We start from the raw sequence: 16,761 nt of genomic DNA, 5'->3' as shown, positions 1-16,761 counted from the left end.
TCTTGTGTTATTTGTGCTTGTAACAAATTATCTTTAGCATCTACTTCTGATTTGTTGTAAAAATTCTCATCTACAAAAATTTGCAAATTGTTGTCTGCATTAGCCCGGTCAGTTATTTCTTGTGTTATTTGTGCTTGTAACAAATTATCTTTAGCATCTACTTCTGATTTGTTGTAAAAATTCTCATCTACAAATTCACCAGGATTCTTGCCAATAAGCGCGCCTGTGCTCGCTTGATATTGCAATAATTGTAAATCCTGAAGTTGATTAATCTTATACGGAATGTACCTCTGCGCATCAGCCGGTAAGTCCGTCCCGTCGTATGGAGTAATAACGTCGCCTTCCAGGTATAACTTACCTCTTGCTACTGTTCGATTGTCAGTAATATTAATCAGGTCATATTCAAGATAATTGTATGTCAAATCCTGTGTGTCTTCTTCCGCCAACAATATATTTATTGTGCTTTTGTTTTGCGACGCATTGTACGTTACGGATATATCGACGCCTGATTTTTCTATTAACCTTTGCGACGTTGTATTTTTATCCTTCTTTGCCCCGAAAAGAAATTCCTTGCCGGAGTAATCTCCGTCAAGCGTAATTGTAAGCTGCGCGGGGTCGCCTCGATAGATTATAAATTTTTGTTCTTTAGGCAGCGCCATTATTTTTTCAACTCCTTATACAGTTTTAATTTTTCGTCGTATAGCTGTATTGCTATATTCAACTGAGATAATTTGTTGTAAGCTTCTTTAAGCTGCTTTTCGGCTTCGTATATTTCGCTCTGTTTTTGCACGATAAACTCAACCACTTGTTTTTTTTGCTGCATTAAATTTGCAAGTTTTGTCGAATCGTCGGCTGCAGTACTGTCCGTTTGAGCCGCAATTAATGACGCGTTAAACATTATTATAATTGCCGTTATAAGCTTTTTCATTTTATTCTCCTTAATTTAATTGTATCCATGTGCTGCCGTTCCATATGAATACTTTATAAGATGTATTTATATACATATCGCCGGGACGGCGGTCATATGTAGACGGGCTGTTTGTAACTCCGTAAAATTTTGGGACATTATAACCGTCTATATTAATAAAAGAGCCGCCATTACCTATTATGTTTGTTCGAACATTGATAAACCCGAGATCTCCTCCATATATTGCTGACATGAATAATCCTGAAGGGCTTTGAATTATTTTATATATTGTGCCCGAGATTGTCTCCTTTAAGTTTATGTTTTTACCTTGGATGATAACATAATCAGTATAATTTGTAGTATCAAAGCTTGCTATTGTTGAGAATTTGGACGATTTAATTTCTCCCTTTATTGTCAATGTATTCGCCGTCGCATTATTCCAATCCATATAAGAGGTCGAATTTCCTATGAACATCTTAGGCGAACCCGGGTCCCAAACTGCAAATCCTGTACTTATTGTTTTTGTGGTCGCCGTGCTAAGTTCTATTCCCGTTGAACCAGATATGTTATATAATTTATTGTAATAGAGATTCCATCCCGCAATTTTCGTTTCGTAATCGTCGAGGCGGAATATAAATCTGTTTAATCCGTCAACCGCGCTTATTCCGTAATATCCCGTCCAGTTTGATCCGTCATGCGTCTGTCCGAGCATAACGTATTTTGTTTTTGTACCTGTGCCGAGAGGACGCGCATATATCGATTTATCAGTCGCATTGATAACAACGCTTGTATTATCATCTGTTAACCAATCCTTCGTTATATTCCAGTTACTTATCTTAGCCGTAAAGTTTGCCGCTCCGGGAGAATACCCGATATTCATTAAGAATGCATTTGCCGTATTATCCCATATCGAAAATCCGTACCGCGCATATCCCGCGTCGTTGTATGCGCCTGCCTGCACCAATATTTTTTGCGTACCGCCCGTCGTTTTACCAATTATATTTAATCCGATCGGATAATTCTGCGTTGCGCCGTAGAGCGTTACGCTGCCGTATTCGCCGTAGAAGGTTAAATTTCCGTTCGTAAGATTAAAGTCCGTTCCGGCATAACCGGCGACGTAGTTATTGCTGCGTATGTTGCCCGTCCTTATTTTGTCCCCGGAAATTGACGTTGTCCCGGAATTGATTGCTCCCGCGAGCGTTTGCCCGTTGTAGAATGTTGTCGTACCGGTTATATCAAGTCTGCTCCCCGCAATCCCTATTCCTTCTGTGCTAATGTTAATCTGATTAATAACGTCGTTCTTGCTTACTTTAAGATTGATGTTGTTTGCGTTCTGAGTTATTTGTGATTGCAGAGTTGCGTCTGCGTTCGTTCTGTTAGTCACTTCGCTTGTAATTGCATCTGCGTTTACAGTGATGCTCGCTTCTGCAGTTGTTAATCTATCGTTTAAGCTGTCAGCGTATGTTTTGTTTGCTTTAAGAGTAATTGCATTTGCGTTCTGAGTTATTTGAGTTGTGTGTGTAGCTACCGTACTACTAAGATTGTTAAAGTCCGTCTGACTTACTTTAGTATTTAACGCATCTTCAACCGTCTGCGAAAGCGTCGTTAAATAAAATTTACCTTTCAGATAAACATTCTGAGCGTAGAGACCATAACCCGATAAAGCTCCAAAATTCGCGTCTGTTATCCCCGCAAGGTTTCCATAACGTGCCTTAGTTTTTGACGACGAGCCCCATGCCGACCAGCTATTAACACCATTTATGATGTCAATGTAAGGTGCGTAGGCATCAGAGGTTACGGTGTAGACCAGCCCCTGTCTTGACGCGTCCGAGGTATTGCCGATTCGAACGAACACGTCGCCCTTTTGAGCGCTTCCGGTATTGTAAGATACCGTTACTGTCCTTCCGCTTACGCTTGTTACCGTCGCTTTCACTTGCCTTACAGTTGTTCCTGCCGCGTCCCAGGATTGAGCTATTATTAAATCGTTAACCGCAAACGGGCATACGTTATGATTGCTCGGGTCTTCGAATGTAATTTGATTTCCGCTCGCACTTTCCACTTTTGCCGCGTCGCTCGTTATTACGTTTCCGTTCGTAGCGCGTATCTGGTTAAGCAGCAATTCGTATACGGACATAGTGCCGCGAACTGTAAGGTTATCGACTTCTAAATAGCTCTTACCTGCCTGCGAAACTCCATAATCTAATCTCCATCCGCTGCCCGCCCAGCCGCTTACAAAATTATTGTAGATTGACCTGCTGCCATATTGCTGAATGTCGCCGTAGAAATAATTAGTGCCCGCGCCTTGCTGGTTTATAATCCCAGTAAGATTTATATTATTAAATTGCGGAGATGCAGATGTTCTTAGATCTTGCGGCACTGTAATTGAGAATGTTCCGCCAAGATTTACCGCTCCTATTTGGAAACCATAATTATTGACGGATGCATTTATTTGGTTAGCGGTAAGTTGATTTGACGTAACGGTAAAATGAGTGGTATTGTAAAGTAATGATAATGTTCTGTTCGCGCTAAGGTCAGCCTGCGACAATCCGTCAATTTGCAGAGGAGCTGTAGTGTAGATTGTTCTGTTCGTTCTTACAACAGTTGTAGTATCTGGGCTCCACGCCCACTTCCATTGCCAGCCGTTATTATAGTAAAGATACTTATTATTAACTGCCGCCGGTACAAATCCGGTGCTGTCCGCCGAGACCTGATATAATAATTGATTAGCAGCCCCGCCGAGGATGTTCCACGCATGACGGACGCTGTCCGGCTTTTGGAGGCTCAAATAATTCGACGTAAGCACAGTAGCGGTAACGCCGTTAATATCTATTTTAACAAGATTGCTATCGTCGTCGGACCACAGCTCGATATATCTGTCGTTGCCGATGCGGAATTTCGGCGCGGATGTTCCGTCGATGTAATAGTAATTTTGAGCGTTCAGCAGCGTTGTAAATATAATTGCCAGCAGTAATATTTTCCGTTTCATTATGCCGCCTCGTATTTAAATTTTTCAATTAATATCATGCCTTCGCCCTGCGTCGCCTGAGCGCCGCCGGCAAGCATTTCGAGATATATCGTATCGTTCGCCGTATATATTTTTTTCAATGTTAATTCCTGCCCGGGCTCCAGGACGGTTTTCATTTTACCCATAATTTTATCAATCGTAAAAAGAGTGCCGGACGAATCGTAAAGCCTGAACTGCGAAATAGTATCGTTCAAAAAAGGAGTTGTTAATTTTATAGTAATTACGTTTACAATTTCGTTTTCGTTTATGTCGATTACCTTTATTGCGCTTTGCCCGAGCATCGTATAATTGAAAGATTTGACGCGCAAAGGGAGAATGTTCTGGTTGATTATTACATTGTTTGCGCTCGACGACGATACGCCTGTTGAAGACGAATTATATTTCTCTTTGCTCATCACCGCGCGCGCCTGTTCAAAGTCGTAATCATAGCCGGTAACGCTCACGAGCTCAAATGTTGCCTGAGTTCTCGCCTCGTCAATTTCCGCGCTCTGTATGAAATATCTTTCGCCGTCTATGTCTATCTGATCGAGCAGTTCCCAATCGTACATATCGTCCGTAAGTCTTGCCGTAAGATTATAATAATAATGGCGTTTGCCGTAGAAATTCATAACGTCGCTTGCCGCGTTTGCGGCGTAAAGATCGAGCGCCTGCTGTGTCATTTCGACCGTATTGGGAGCTACTATTTCGAGCTTGAGTTCGTTGCGCGGCTCTATGCCGGCGTATTTTTTTACCGTAGCCGTGCCGGCAAGCGGCTGTCCGTCTATCAGTTTTCCGCTGTTGACCGTTACAGTTACGGCGTCGACCAGCTTGTCCCAAAAGAGTTTTTTATTCCCGTTTTTTTTATTCATATTTACAATAGTTCGTATAGGATTATTTGTAATATTGCTCTTTTTATGAAGCACTAAGTCCCCTGTTTTATTCACATATATATAACATTGTATTGATGCTGCCAACATTTTCAGTGCGTCGAGCGGATGATGTCCAAACGGGTTTTCATCTATTGTTTTTTCGTAATAATCCAATGCTATTGGGTATCCGCTTGGATCAACTTTGTTTATTACGGTAGAATTTCCCCATATAAGTTCATATATAGCTTCAATTATCTTTATGCCGTTAAAACCGGTTACAACAGTCCTGCCATAGCCATCAATTCCATAATAGCATATATCATCCATGTCGTAGTATTTTTTAGCATAAAATTTTATTTGTGGTATGAAATCTTCCCAGTCTGGAGGGTCATATTCAAAGTTAGAAGGTGGATTATAAACTTTTATCCAGGTTGTTTGCACTCCATTGAAATTTGTAAAGCCGCTGTCTGTAACAATAAACTTTCCCAATCCTTCGTGAAATATACCGTAATTGTCATAATAACCGATATTGGGATGTTGAAATATATCTCCTTTCTCTAATATCAAATTATTATGTGCTATAGGCGTTCCTTTACTAGCTGTATAATTTATATATACAACTGTCCATGTGGGCAACGCATAACATTCTCCAACTCCGCTTAAATTTACTTTACTGATACCAATACCATATTGCCCTGCATAGCCTGATCTGAGATTAACGGCATCTTGTATTTCTTCCCTTTGTTTCCTTACATTCGCTATAATTGACAGTGCGCTTATTTTATCAATGACATTAAAACGTATTTTTTTTTCATTATCCGCCCATTCAATCGTCGAAAAATCGCACAGCCCTTCGAACAGCTTTGACGCGCTTTTATCCGTTTTAACTCCGTAAAATTCGAAAATATAGCGTTGGGCTGCGCTCAGATCGCCGCTGAATGCCGCATAGACCGGGCTGCCGTTTTCGTATTCGAGCGTAAGATTAAGCTTGTCGTATACAATAACGCCGGCTTCGCCCGGGTTTCTGCTTTCTATTCTGCGCTTAACGCTGCCTAGATTATATATCTTAGCCGGCGGGCTCCAGGTTTCAAGAGTTCCGTTTATGCCGTTTTTGAATTTCAATATCATCTGCTCGTCCTCTGTTCGTAGTCGTAGTATCTGCCTACTTTAAGCGCCTCTTCGTTGTCGAAGTAAGCTATTGCCGGTCTGGAGGCGAGTTCTTCTATTCTTCGCGTTAACGTATCTATTTTCATCAGCATCCCTGCGTTATCCGCTCCTCCGTTTGTTATATACATATAATTTCTTACCTCTCGCACAGTTCTATCTACCAGTTCTGCCATACCTGTTGCATAATCTTCAGCAGGAGCAATAATCTCTGGCCCATATTCTCCTACGATAGCACCGCCGCGGGCGTAACCGCGCATAGTTACGTCCGTCTTTTCAATTGACATAACATTCTTCATGCCGGCTGCTGTTACTGCTAAAGCCGCAGCGAAATTCCAAGGCGGAGGCAGAGATGCAAGCGCGACGTTTGCAGCTTTGTATGTATCGATAAGAGCTTGAGCTGCAGCTAAAAATTTATATGCGGCTGTATGTTTCCCGAATAAGCCCGCGAGCTGTCCGAGCATCTGCGATGTGCCTTCCAGCGTATGGATCATTGCTTGCTGATCCAATGCTCTTTTACGCCTCAGGTATTCTTCGTCCAGCGCTATTTTAAGTTCGTTATAATTTTCGTAAGCTTTTATCTTTTCGTCTTCCGCGGCGTACCAGGAGTCCAGCTGGCTTTGCAAAAATTCTTTTTCATATTCTTCTTTGTTCTTATAATCCTGCAACAATATGTCTTCCGGTTCGCCTACGTCGGTTTTTATATCCGGGGCTTTAAGCGCTTTCTGCAGCTCGGCTTCGGTTTCGTACAGCTCGTACATCAGCGCGGTTACATCCTTGCCGTATTTTTCGTACAGATTAATCCTTTCGACAAGATGCTGCTTTTTCATTTCGAGTATAATAGCGTCGTTATTGCCCTCAATCTGCGCCATCTTAATTGCGTGTTCCTGGGCCAGTACAAGTTCCTCTTCCGCTTTTTTAAATACGTCTTTATTCGTTCTATCTGCATTATTGCGTATATAATCTATTCTTTCATTAATTGATTTTAATTCGGCTTTGTATTGATCTAAAAGTTCCAGATTATGAGGAGAAATTGGTCCTTCCGTAACGTGCTGTAAATTTTTTATTTTTTCATTTAATTCTAAGCGTCTGTTTTCAAGCGCTGTAAGGTCGCCCATATTGTTTTTAATTTCATATAATAAATCGAGCTGGGTTTTTAATTTCTTCCCTTCTTCGCTCGTGAATATTTGTTCTGGTTCTATTCCTAGTTGAGGTATACCCGCAGTAATTATGAATGGTTCGCTTGATAATTTTGTCTTTATTTTTTGTATTTCATTATCGATTTGTTGTATACTTAATTTTTGGTAAGAATCACGGAGTTTGTCAATTTCTTCTTTTTGTTTCTTCACCTCCTCTGTGCTATCTTCAAATATTGATGGCAGCAGCTGCATTACGAACATAAGCGCATTGATGCCCAGCAGCAGACCGCCGCCGCCCGTGATTGCAGCTGTCAATTGCTGCATTACGGTAGCTTGCCCCTGCGCCGCCTGTCGCGCTTGAGTAAATGCCTGCACTACCATCGGTATATTGTTTGCAATCGACATCATACCCATTCGGGCGTTTACCAGAAACATGTTCGCATCGCCCAATATCCATCCGAATTGACTTACAGCCATGGTCATATTATTAACGCCCGGCACCGTGGAACCCGCCGCGGCGTTTAATCCTTTAACATGCGTGTTCGTGTTCTGCAGTTGTTTATTAGCGCCGGAGGCGACATCCGCAACTTTTTTAAGAGCAGTTTGAAGCGCCCCGCTTGCTTTCTGCGCTTCGTCGTTCATTTCGACAAATTCGCCCTTTGTCAAATCGAGAACTGCTATCGCTTCCCTGCCGTCAATTGTAAGTCTGAATTCCAGTGTATCCGCCGTTGCCATTATTTGTCTCTCTTTATGTGTTTTAAGTACGCAAGCGTATCGAGGAGTTCGTTTAATTTATTCAGCCGTATTTGATAGAAATAATCGAGTATAATTTTTCTTTTTGTTTTCAAGAGAGCTTCGCGCTTGGAAGCGTCGCCGCCTGTAATTACGAATAATATTTTTTCCGTTTCGCTCGCGTTCAGTCTGCCTTTGTAATATTTAGAATCATATCCGCGTAAGTCTTCAAGTTCGTCCGCGGCTTGTTTTTCCCGCGCGGCTAATTCTTCAAAGATTCGTTTATAATAGCGCCTAATACTGATTTCGTTAAAAAAAAATCCGCGAGTATCTTCACTTGCTGCGACTCGCGTATTTTTATTATTAACGATCTGTCAACGTCCGTTCCGTCTTCGTTCTTAAGAATTATAGAAAGCGTTTTGATCATTTCCTCGTTAGTAAAGCCGCCTTCAACTTTATTTTGATTGCCGCTTAGTTTATCCAATACTTTATCAATCCATTCTTTTTCTTCGAAGTTGAAGTCGTCCCAGAGATAGACTTTCTTCCCGTCGATTATGTAGAGCTTCCGTTCCGCTTTTTGTCCGATTTCATTCTTCATCTTTATTAACCGCCTTCGGTTGATTTTGTTTTTTCGATACAATCATTCCGTTCATTATTATCTTTTTCGTAACCGTGTCGGTTATTTCGTAACGTTTGCCTTCCGGTTCTATTCCGCGCAGTTCCGCTTCGCATCCGTCTTTGGTTTCTGTTATCGTGCCGAGCCGCGTCGACGCATAGTAGATTCTCTCTTTGCCGTCGTAGACGCGCAGAGCGACGCCGGCGTTCTGCGTGTAAGGTATTTTCAATACCGTTTTAACGCCCGTTTTTTTGTCGTTTAATTCCTCGTATTCGAGGTCTTTGTTAATAATTTTTTCCTCTGCCATTTTAATGTCTCCCTTAGTAACCTATTTTAAGAGTTCCGCCTTCAAGACCGTTATCGTCTACGGTGCCTCCGTAGGTAGCGCCGAACAGAAACTCATGCTCGTAAGGTCTTACCTTGCCCTCGAACGTAATTTTCGATAAGCGTTTGTCTTCGTAGTCGTCTTCGGTATAATTATTAACCGCGCCCTGGGCAAAATCGAAAGCGTCGTAATAACTTCCATTATTACCGAGTTTAATTAATACGGGAGCGTCTATATTTTTATTAAGCAGTTCTACGATTTTTGCAATCGACGCGTTGCGCATTGTTATTTCGATTTTATGAGTAATCCAGTCGACGAGCAATTGTCCTGTTGCGTTCTCGCTTGTTTCCGCTTTCATCGAGTATTTAAAATCTTCCAGTTCGCCGCTTTCAAAAAGCGCGGTTGACTGAGGAGCTTCGACCGCCAGGAAGTTAATTCTTCTTCTTTGCGTTTCATCCTCGCCGGCTGTGTTTGAAAGTCCGAAATCGACAGGGGTTTCAGTATCTCCGGAATCGCGCAGAGCTTTAACCGTATCGTAATCCGCCGCGCCGCGCAGCTGCTCTTTTACAGATCGCCTTTCCATCGAAATCATATATTCGAAGCCAAGCCCGAGCAGAAATGTACTCGACGTAAATTTGAACACGTCTTCGCTTCCTGCTGTGAACGATTGTTTTTCCGTCATTATCTGCACGTCGCATTGTAGATTAATATGATCGAAAAGCGACTTGAGATATTTCATCGTAGGTTGAAGCGATTCGTATTCGACTTGCGCCTGCACCATATTCCTGCCCTGGCGTCCTTTAACGTCCTTGCTGGTTTTGTACGCCGCAAAGCGCATCGTTGCTTTGTCGCGTATTCCGACTGCGGCGACTCCCTCCGGAGTAGCCGCAAGCGTTCCGATATTGCATTTAACTATTTGTTTAATGCCCGGTATCGATATTATTGGATTTGCCATTTTATTGTTCCTCAATTAATTTTTTCTATTAAATCGACAGGCACGGCGAACGTTACGAGATATTTCCATACGTAGTCTTGCTCGTCAATTAATTCATCTCTTATCGGATAAACTTTCCGTTCATATCCCGGTAGATGATTGAAAACCTCGATGCCCGTAATTTTATCTATAACAAAATCGACATATTCTGCGGGCATCATGCTTGTAAATTTTTCGCTCGGTTGAATTGAATTGTCTACGAATCTTATGATCGGAGCTACGTTAATAAGCATCAATCGTTTCATTAGTAACGTTCTGCCGCGGCTCGTGTTTTCATACGTTGAGCCGCCGTATAGTATGCCCAATATTCCGCGAGGATGCGCAAGCTTGTATTGATCGAGCGTGCGCAGTCTTTCAACGCTCACTCTGTCCTGCCTAGGCAGTTCCAGCGCGGCTTCGCCAAGCGCATCCTCGAAGATTTTAATCGCTTCCCGTATGTTTTCTATTTTAACTTCCATTTTCTTTTGGCGTTTTTAATTTCAGCATTTTCAACAACTGTTCAATAAAACTCCATGTGCTCAATCCGTTAGCGATCAGGCTTGCAGCCAATCCGTAGATGAATATATAATACCATTCGATAGCGGCAAATATGCCTACATGAAATAGATAGCCTGCGCAGCTTAGAATGAAGCTTATCAAAACGCTCACGGCAATAGTCAGATTGCCGGTTGTATTCAATATCTTCTTTGCGTAAGAAGTGAAGAACAGAACTCCTGCCGAGAGTCCGGAAATCGACGTGAACAGCGTCTCGAAATCTAGTGCCGGTTCGCCGCCGGGATCGGTTTGCGCCGCAAATATCAGCAGCGGCGTTAACAGTAAGATTACTATTGCTATTAATGTTGTTGCGCTTTTCATTATCATTCTCCTTTTAGTGTTTTAATTAATCCCTGTATGTCGATCGAAGCGCCGGCGCCTATGAAAAAATCCCACGTTTTGTTCTTAATTCCGTATCCGTATGCCGCCAGTACGCCGGGGCTCACGTTGCTCCACAAGTTTTTCTTTGTTATTGTTCTGGTAGTATTGACCGTCTTACTTATTGTCCTGTCGTAGTCATATGAATAATGTTGTAACGAAATTAAATGTTGACTCGCCAATGCGAGAGGTATTGGCGATCGGAATTCGGATACTATGTGTATACTGTCGCGTGTTCTTCCGGAAGAATCTTTCGCTACGTAATTCGTATCTACCGTTGACGTGAATATCCTCGGTCCGTTTTCGCTTAATTCTTTCTCATACTGCTTTTTTGCCTCTGCATATATCGAATCTATATTGATTTTATTTTGCTTATAAATAACTTTCAATTCCGGTTTAATTAAGCCTTTAAGACTGTCCAAAAGCTGCGCTTTAATCTTTGCTTTTGCTTCGGCGGTAAATTCATTCGTGGTTACCGTACGCACTTCTTTTACTATAATGGTAGAGTCTGTTTTTACGCCTTCTTCAACCAGCGGATATATCTGGTTGCCGCCGAAATAACCGGCGAACGCCGCGCTTATGGCTATTATTATCAGCTTGAGTATGTTTTTCGTTCTGTCGCTCATTTTATTCCCCGCAATATTTCAAAACCTTTCGGTTCCGGTATATGTTCTTCCGCTATCCATACGTCGTGAACGGGAGTTTCGAACAACGCTTTTTCAGCCATTCGTCTTCTTGTCAAACCGGGCAGAACTTTGCCGCCGCTTTTATTCCATTTAAGGAATTCTTCAGCCGCGCCTTTGAAATCGCCCATGTTTATTTTTTTTAATAATGTACTATCTCGCAACGCTCCTAAGCCAATGTTAAAAGCAATATCCACAAGTGCATCGAATTGATTTTGATTTACATTTACTTTTAGCAAATTGTTAACGCCTTTTTCGAATACTTCCACATCTTTCTTAAGTAGTTCTTCCGCTTCGGCTTCGGTTTTAACCGTCGATAATTTATAAGCAAGTTCTTTATTCTCTTCGCCTTTCAGCGGTTTGCCGTTGTATAGGATTGCGTGTCCGTAGCCTTCCGTCCATATCCCCGCGGGGCACATCTTCGGCTGCAATCCTATTAACGACAAATCGCCGTCGTGCAGCGTTTCGAAACTTTTGATCAACTTGTAGCAGTTTTCCGATGCCCGCATCATTTTTCTTCTTCCTTTTTGTCGAGTCCTTTAAGCAGTACGATTCTCAAGTCTATTTGCGTTTTCAAGTCGTTCAGTTTTTCTATCGATTCTTCGATTGTCAGCTGATTTGATTCGTATATTTTGTCGACGGCAACCAGAGCGTCGTTGTAAAGCTTTTCCTTAATGCTCGCCTTTGTCATATTATTCGCTCAATATTTTTTCCACATGTCGCTGTTGAATATTTTGTCGCTTGCGGTTTTGTTCACTCGTATTTCTCCTGCGAGCCCTACCGTATCCGCCGAAACCGGATCGGCGTCCAGTACGATGTCGCCGCGCTGTATCATAATCAGTTGCTTTGTCGTCTCGTCGTAAATATTTTGTTCGCTCGCTGAAATATCATCGCGCATTCTTCGTTTCTTGATATTGTAAATAACTCTGTCGTCGCTTATTGATTGTATTATCGAAGAACTTTTGCTCAGCGGCAGTTTATAGCGTCCGCGCAGATAAGTGTCTATTTCTTCCGCAACTTCTTCGGCTATCTGGTTGAAGCGTACGACTATTTCGTCATCGCTGTCCGTCAGGTCGATTTCGGCTTCGTTTCTGCCTTCGTCGTTCAGAAGTTGTATAAGTATTTGTTGATCTATCTTTTTACTTACGTTATCTATTGTTGAGTAAGCCATTATCGGATCCTTGATAATGCGGGAGGTTTTACCCTCCCGCGGTTAATTAAACAACAGTTGCATATATGTTTGCAGCCGGCTCCTGGAATGCAGGAAGAGGATTTGATTGAACAAGCAGCCACAAACCGCTCGGGTCTTTCTCAATCCAATCTTTACTAAAGTACTTAGCCACGACCGTTCCTGCTTCGAGGTCGTCAATTCCGCCGAACAGCAGACGATTGTCTGCGCTGGGCGATACCAATGCAACTTTGCCGTCAGGAATTAACTGTTGCTGTGTTCCGGATTGGTCAGTATATACGCCGCCGTACACATAGATGTCGATATTTTCGATTGTTGCTTTCTTCTCTGCGCCTGCCGAGATAACGGCCGGATCGCTTTGAACCTGTCCGATGTTAATTTTCAGCTTGTCCATATATTTCACAACTTCGTCTGCGGCAATGAAGAGCTCCCACGTAGCCGGACTCATTATTGCAACCGTAGGTATTTTTCCTGATGCTTTCTGAGCGATCAACTTCCACTGCCTTAAGTTCTTAATCGGCGTGCAAGACGTAGGAGCGTCCCATTTTGCCGAGCTGAGGGTCGGCTTATTCGCAGCCGGCATACCGAAGTCGATTGACCATGTCCCTTCGTCTTGAGCGACCGAATAAGATCCCTGCAGTCCCTGGCAGCATAGGTATTCGATCGTTCTGTTAATTGCGTCGAACATATCTTTCTGCTCGACTGCATAGCGCTGCTTGCGAGCGTTCTGTATAGGGTCTTCGCCGGGGGAACCGCCCGGTACGAAAACGGGAGCGCCGGCGCCGCGCGTATAGAACAGATCGTCCGCGCTTAAGAATTTTTTCGGCTTGAGCTGAGGCGGTTCGATTATGCTCGACTTTTGGGTTGTGTTCGACATTACCTTTCCCGGATTGCCGCGTTTAACGAGCGGGAGTATTTTCTGTCCGCCCACTACAACGTCGACCATCACGGTTTTGGTTGCGAATGTCTCCTCGCGTTTGAAGAGCAGATCGCGCACAAACGAAGGAGCGGGAATCATCTGATTTACGGCTTCGGTTAAAGCCGCAAATCCGAACGGGTTAATTTGAATAGCCATTTTTATTCTCCGTTAATTGATTGTTAACTTATCCGATTTTACCGATGAAAATCGGAGTGCCTTCGAAATCCGCTTTTGCGGCGGTGTCCAATCCGGTGAGAGCGTCTTCGTTGAAGTGACCAGCCGCGTAAGCCATTGCGTTTACGTCCGCGCTCGTAGCGTCGACGTCTTCAGCGAGTATCAGTTTAGCTGTTTCGCTGCCGTCGGATGCGCCGTCGTCGTATGCTTTGTATTTTCCTGAAGCGGTTATTTTACCAAGGACGGTTCCGGCCGTAATAATGCCCGCTCCCGATGCTATTGTTACAGGCATCAATACGCGCGGGAAATCGCCCGCGAACAATTGCGCCTTGCTGTTTTCCTGAGTGTTTACCAAGTCCATTATTATTCTCCTTTAATTTTAACTGACGTTTAATTTTTCTTTGGATTAACGAACGATGCAATCTCTTTGCCAAGTATCTGATAATCTGCAAGTTTGTTGTCGCCTGCGGTTTGTTTTGTTGCAATCTCGCTCAGTTCTATTTTGTCAGGGAGCCGTTTAAGCAAATCTTTAAGGTAATCGTAAGCGCTGAACTGAACTTTCGTTTCAGCCGCCCCGTCCGAAGAAGATGAAAATTCGAGATTGCCTTTTTCCTTAACTGCAAGCAGAAGGTTTACAACTTTTTCTTTTTCTGCCGGAAGTATTTTCAATTTCATCTCCTGCGATTCGCAAAAGGCGAGAACTTCGTTCCTGTTTTTTTCGAGCTGCGCGGCTGATATGGTCTGAGTTGCCTGTTGCAGCTGCACTCCGAGTTCTTTGTTTTCTTTTTGCAGCGATTCCAGCGCGGCTTTAAGTTCCGGATCGACTTTGCTGAAATCGTATTTGCTCAAATCGACTTTCATGTCGTCTCCTTTGTTGTTGGATGATAATTTTGTTTCGTCGTAATCTTTATTCTCTATAATTACAGGAGGATCGCCTATAACTTCGAGATCGTATTCGGGCAGTATTTGGTCAGCTTCTTCCCTGCCGTATTTTTCGATGAACGCATTCTTAATGTTCCGGAAGAGATTTTTTATCTGGCTAAACGGCCAGCGGGATATTTCCATTGCGAACTCATGTTTATCGCCTTCTGCGAACTCGTATTGATATTCATCAATCTCGGCAAAGTGGGATTCTACGCCCGGCAAAGCGAACGAAAGATTTGATTCGCCGGATGAAAATGAATATGTGCCGAGTCCGTCGACCGCCGGCGCAACTTCCGGAGGCAGAAACCCGATATGGCTTAACGACAAAGTCTTCTCGTCGAGCGATACGCTGCGTCCCGGCAGCTCGCCGCGGTTAACGGCTTCCTTAAATTTTTCATTGACTGTCTTAGGAAGCGCAAATAAATATTTGCCTACGCGTTTAAGCGCGGCGATAGTGCCGAAGCCAAGCTTATCGTAACTTGGATGTTCCACTACGAACTGAGGCTCTTTGCCCAGGTCGGTATTTTCGATAATTTTATCCAGGTCTTTTTCTTCGAAGGTAACCTTCTTGCCGTTCTTTGCAACGAACGTCCCTGTTTTCAGTATCGGCATCCAATTGTAATTTTTCATTTCATTCGCTCCAACAAATTGACAAGATTAACTATTTGGCTATAATACCACCCTTTCCCGGATTTAATATTTTTATATGCACATGTTGTACCGCATCCAACGATGCGCGCTACTTCTTTAGGCGTAACTCCAAGCATATCTAATCTATCTTTTAATGAAAGATTTTGATATGGAATTGAGCATACTGTTTTTACAATTCCTGTTCTCAATAGCATTACGCTCACCCAGGTAAGCATGTAGACCTCGTAATTTTCTTTAACGTAAACTAAGAAATAAGCTCCGAGTAACTTTTTGAAATTTTCAAAAAATAATTCGCCCTCTGTTTTTTATGTTAGTTCAAAGATTATTCAAATAATTTCGAGGTCGCGATGTTTATCTCGCTTATGATGAACCAGGCGAACATTCTTAATACAATTGTTTTTATAATGTATATCGCCTTGCAGACATTGACGCAAAGTCTCAACCAGCCTCCGGCAAGCGGTTCGTATCTGCTCGAAACCGCTATCGCAAACGGATCAATCGGCGCCATATTATTTATAATATGGCGTATAACTTTTAAATCCACTCAAACGCAATTCGAATTCGCGTTGAAGCAAAATCAGGAACAGTTCGATAAGGCGCTTACTAAAGTTGAAGAACAGCACAAAGAAAGTCTCGAACAGAATCAGAAAACGATCGACAGGATATTCGAAATATTGAAGAAGGACGCGGACAATAAAGAAGTGCTTATCGGCATACTCACCAAGATGGAATCCGCAATCACAAATATCGAGGGTAAAAAATGAATTCGTTGAAAGAACAGGCAATTGGGCGTTATCAAATTTTAAAAAAACAGATCTACGACCTGAGCGTAAAAGCGCAGTCGATGGTTAAGGAAATCCAGGACGAGACGGAATCTTTCCTTTCGGACAAAGATTTTACGACTATGGATTTTAAGAAAGTCGAAACTCTTGCGCGGGAACTGCAAGCGCTGCAGGAAGAGTACGCCGAAAAAGCCGGGAAGATGGAACAGATTAAATCAACCTACAACCTGTAAGGAGAAGACGATGGGCGACCCGGCAGTAAGAGAGAAGGCTAAGCAGCTCTTCGTAGAAAACGGTTTGAGCATGGATACGATAGTTAAACTGCTCGACGGAGAGGTTAGCAGGAAAACTTTATACAACTGGCGTAAGCAGGACGGCTGGGACGATCTGCGGAAAGCTAAAGTGGAACGAACCGCAAAACTGCGCGAGCGGCTCGAACGGCTTCTCGAAGCAGCAATCACGGACGCCGAAACAAATCTTAATCCGAGGTCGATATTTGCGGTCGGGAAGCTGGTCGCGGCTTTGAGAGCGAGCGAATATGTAAACTTCTCCGATGAAAAGCTAGAAAAAGAGCGGAATGTAAAACAAGGGCTGTCCCCGGAAAATCTGGAAAAACTCGAAAAAGAATTGGGAGTGCTGTAAAATGAAAAACGCTCATAAATCGTTTTTAAGGGGCGCTTCTCCCTTCAGGCGACCCAAACCACTCCCAAAAATTATTAAACGAAATTAAACGCATTTACGGAAGAATTAAACGCATGTCCGTATCAGGACTGCGGG

The 16,761-nt window shown here is 43.0% G+C and carries 21 protein-coding genes; 3 read left to right on the top strand and 18 right to left on the bottom strand.

Translation table 11 applies throughout. From position 1 onward, the window contains the following. The 18 genes from ACSSV9_RS14075 to ACSSV9_RS13990 form a co-directional block, all read right to left on the bottom strand. On the bottom strand, nucleotides 1-659 hold a 659-nt coding region (locus ACSSV9_RS14075; RefSeq protein ID WP_437347900.1), incomplete at its 3' end, for a hypothetical protein. Then, complete coding sequence (locus ACSSV9_RS14070; RefSeq protein ID WP_437347899.1) at nucleotides 659-928, bottom strand: hypothetical protein; 270 nt, start codon at nucleotides 926-928, stop codon at nucleotides 659-661. The genes ACSSV9_RS14075 and ACSSV9_RS14070, both read right to left, overlap by 1 nt. 10 nt (nucleotides 929-938) lie before the next feature. After that, on the bottom strand, nucleotides 939-3,893 hold the full coding sequence (locus ACSSV9_RS14065) for a hypothetical protein (protein ID WP_437347898.1): 2,955 nt from the start codon (nucleotides 3,891-3,893) through the stop codon (nucleotides 939-941). After that, the gene (locus ACSSV9_RS14060) at nucleotides 3,893-5,908 is read right to left on the bottom strand and encodes a hypothetical protein (protein WP_437347897.1); all 2,016 of its coding nucleotides are present in this window, start codon (nucleotides 5,906-5,908) and stop codon (nucleotides 3,893-3,895) included. The genes ACSSV9_RS14065 and ACSSV9_RS14060 overlap by 1 nt, the downstream gene beginning before the upstream one ends. Further along, entirely contained in the window at nucleotides 5,905-7,818 is a 1,914-nt protein-coding gene (locus tag ACSSV9_RS14055; protein WP_437347896.1) for a Rad50 family protein, read from the bottom strand. The genes ACSSV9_RS14060 and ACSSV9_RS14055 overlap by 4 nt, the downstream gene beginning before the upstream one ends. Before the next feature lie 259 nt (nucleotides 7,819-8,077). After that, a complete protein-coding gene (locus ACSSV9_RS14050) occupies nucleotides 8,078-8,413 on the bottom strand; it encodes a hypothetical protein (protein ID WP_437347895.1) in 336 nt (111 codons plus the stop codon). Next, the gene (locus ACSSV9_RS14045; protein WP_437347894.1) at nucleotides 8,403-8,738 is read right to left on the bottom strand and encodes a hypothetical protein; all 336 of its coding nucleotides are present in this window, start codon (nucleotides 8,736-8,738) and stop codon (nucleotides 8,403-8,405) included. The genes ACSSV9_RS14050 and ACSSV9_RS14045 overlap by 11 nt, the downstream gene beginning before the upstream one ends. Before the next feature lie 13 nt (nucleotides 8,739-8,751). Then, nucleotides 8,752-9,711, bottom strand: a complete 960-nt coding sequence (locus ACSSV9_RS14040) for a hypothetical protein (RefSeq protein WP_437347893.1) — start codon at nucleotides 9,709-9,711, stop codon at nucleotides 8,752-8,754. 11 nt (nucleotides 9,712-9,722) lie between these two features. Beyond that, nucleotides 9,723-10,208: a Gp37 family protein gene (locus tag ACSSV9_RS14035; protein ID WP_437347892.1), complete on the bottom strand. Its 486-nt coding sequence runs from the start codon at nucleotides 10,206-10,208 to the stop codon at nucleotides 9,723-9,725. Beyond that, nucleotides 10,198-10,605 carry a hypothetical protein gene (locus ACSSV9_RS14030; RefSeq protein WP_437347891.1) on the bottom strand — a complete coding sequence of 136 codons (408 nt, stop codon included), beginning with the start codon at nucleotides 10,603-10,605 and terminating at the stop codon, nucleotides 10,198-10,200. The genes ACSSV9_RS14035 and ACSSV9_RS14030 overlap by 11 nt, the downstream gene beginning before the upstream one ends. Before the next feature lie 2 nt (nucleotides 10,606-10,607). Further along, on the bottom strand, nucleotides 10,608-11,288 hold the full coding sequence (locus ACSSV9_RS14025) for a hypothetical protein (RefSeq protein WP_437347890.1): 681 nt from the start codon (nucleotides 11,286-11,288) through the stop codon (nucleotides 10,608-10,610). Then, nucleotides 11,285-11,854 carry a lysozyme gene (locus tag ACSSV9_RS14020; RefSeq protein WP_437347901.1) on the bottom strand — a complete coding sequence of 190 codons (570 nt, stop codon included), beginning with the start codon at nucleotides 11,852-11,854 and terminating at the stop codon, nucleotides 11,285-11,287. The genes ACSSV9_RS14025 and ACSSV9_RS14020 overlap by 4 nt, the downstream gene beginning before the upstream one ends. Continuing rightward, complete coding sequence (locus ACSSV9_RS14015; RefSeq protein ID WP_437347889.1) at nucleotides 11,854-12,036, bottom strand: hypothetical protein; 183 nt, start codon at nucleotides 12,034-12,036, stop codon at nucleotides 11,854-11,856. Before ACSSV9_RS14015 ends, ACSSV9_RS14020 begins: the two co-directional genes overlap by 1 nt. A 9-nt stretch (nucleotides 12,037-12,045) precedes the next feature. Continuing rightward, complete coding sequence (locus ACSSV9_RS14010) at nucleotides 12,046-12,516, bottom strand: phage protein Gp36 family protein (RefSeq protein WP_437347888.1); 471 nt, start codon at nucleotides 12,514-12,516, stop codon at nucleotides 12,046-12,048. 46 nt (nucleotides 12,517-12,562) lie between these two features. After that, a complete protein-coding gene (locus tag ACSSV9_RS14005) occupies nucleotides 12,563-13,609 on the bottom strand; it encodes a major capsid protein (protein WP_437347887.1) in 1,047 nt (348 codons plus the stop codon). 28 nt (nucleotides 13,610-13,637) lie between these two features. Continuing rightward, complete coding sequence (locus tag ACSSV9_RS14000; RefSeq protein WP_437347886.1) at nucleotides 13,638-13,988, bottom strand: head decoration protein; 351 nt, start codon at nucleotides 13,986-13,988, stop codon at nucleotides 13,638-13,640. 29 nt (nucleotides 13,989-14,017) lie between these two features. Then, nucleotides 14,018-15,181, bottom strand: a complete 1,164-nt coding sequence (locus tag ACSSV9_RS13995; RefSeq protein WP_437347885.1) for a hypothetical protein — start codon at nucleotides 15,179-15,181, stop codon at nucleotides 14,018-14,020. Continuing rightward, entirely contained in the window at nucleotides 15,178-15,396 is a 219-nt protein-coding gene (locus ACSSV9_RS13990; RefSeq protein WP_437347884.1) for a hypothetical protein, read from the bottom strand. Before ACSSV9_RS13990 ends, ACSSV9_RS13995 begins: the two co-directional genes overlap by 4 nt. Nucleotides 15,397-15,549: 153 nt before the next feature. On the opposite strand from ACSSV9_RS13990, the gene ACSSV9_RS13985 reads away from it, so the two are divergent. The 3 genes from ACSSV9_RS13985 to ACSSV9_RS13975 are packed head-to-tail and all read left to right on the top strand — an operon-like array spanning nucleotide 15,550 to nucleotide 16,626. Continuing rightward, on the top strand, nucleotides 15,550-15,966 hold the full coding sequence (locus tag ACSSV9_RS13985) for a hypothetical protein (protein WP_437347883.1): 417 nt from the start codon (nucleotides 15,550-15,552) through the stop codon (nucleotides 15,964-15,966). Next, nucleotides 15,963-16,217 carry a hypothetical protein gene (locus ACSSV9_RS13980; protein ID WP_437347882.1) on the top strand — a complete coding sequence of 85 codons (255 nt, stop codon included), beginning with the start codon at nucleotides 15,963-15,965 and terminating at the stop codon, nucleotides 16,215-16,217. The genes ACSSV9_RS13985 and ACSSV9_RS13980 overlap by 4 nt, the downstream gene beginning before the upstream one ends. Nucleotides 16,218-16,227: 10 nt before the next feature. Next, nucleotides 16,228-16,626 (top strand): phage terminase small subunit-related protein, encoded by a 399-nt coding sequence (locus ACSSV9_RS13975; protein ID WP_437347881.1) that lies wholly within the window; start codon nucleotides 16,228-16,230, stop codon nucleotides 16,624-16,626. Nucleotides 16,627-16,761 lie beyond the last annotated feature (135 nt).

The sequence above is a fragment of the Melioribacter sulfuriphilus genome, from assembly GCF_051488685.1.
Classification (GTDB): Bacteria; Bacteroidota; Ignavibacteria; order Ignavibacteriales; family Melioribacteraceae; genus Melioribacter.
Note: the sequence above shows the minus strand (reverse complement) of the source record. Positions and strands in the feature narration are given on the sequence as shown.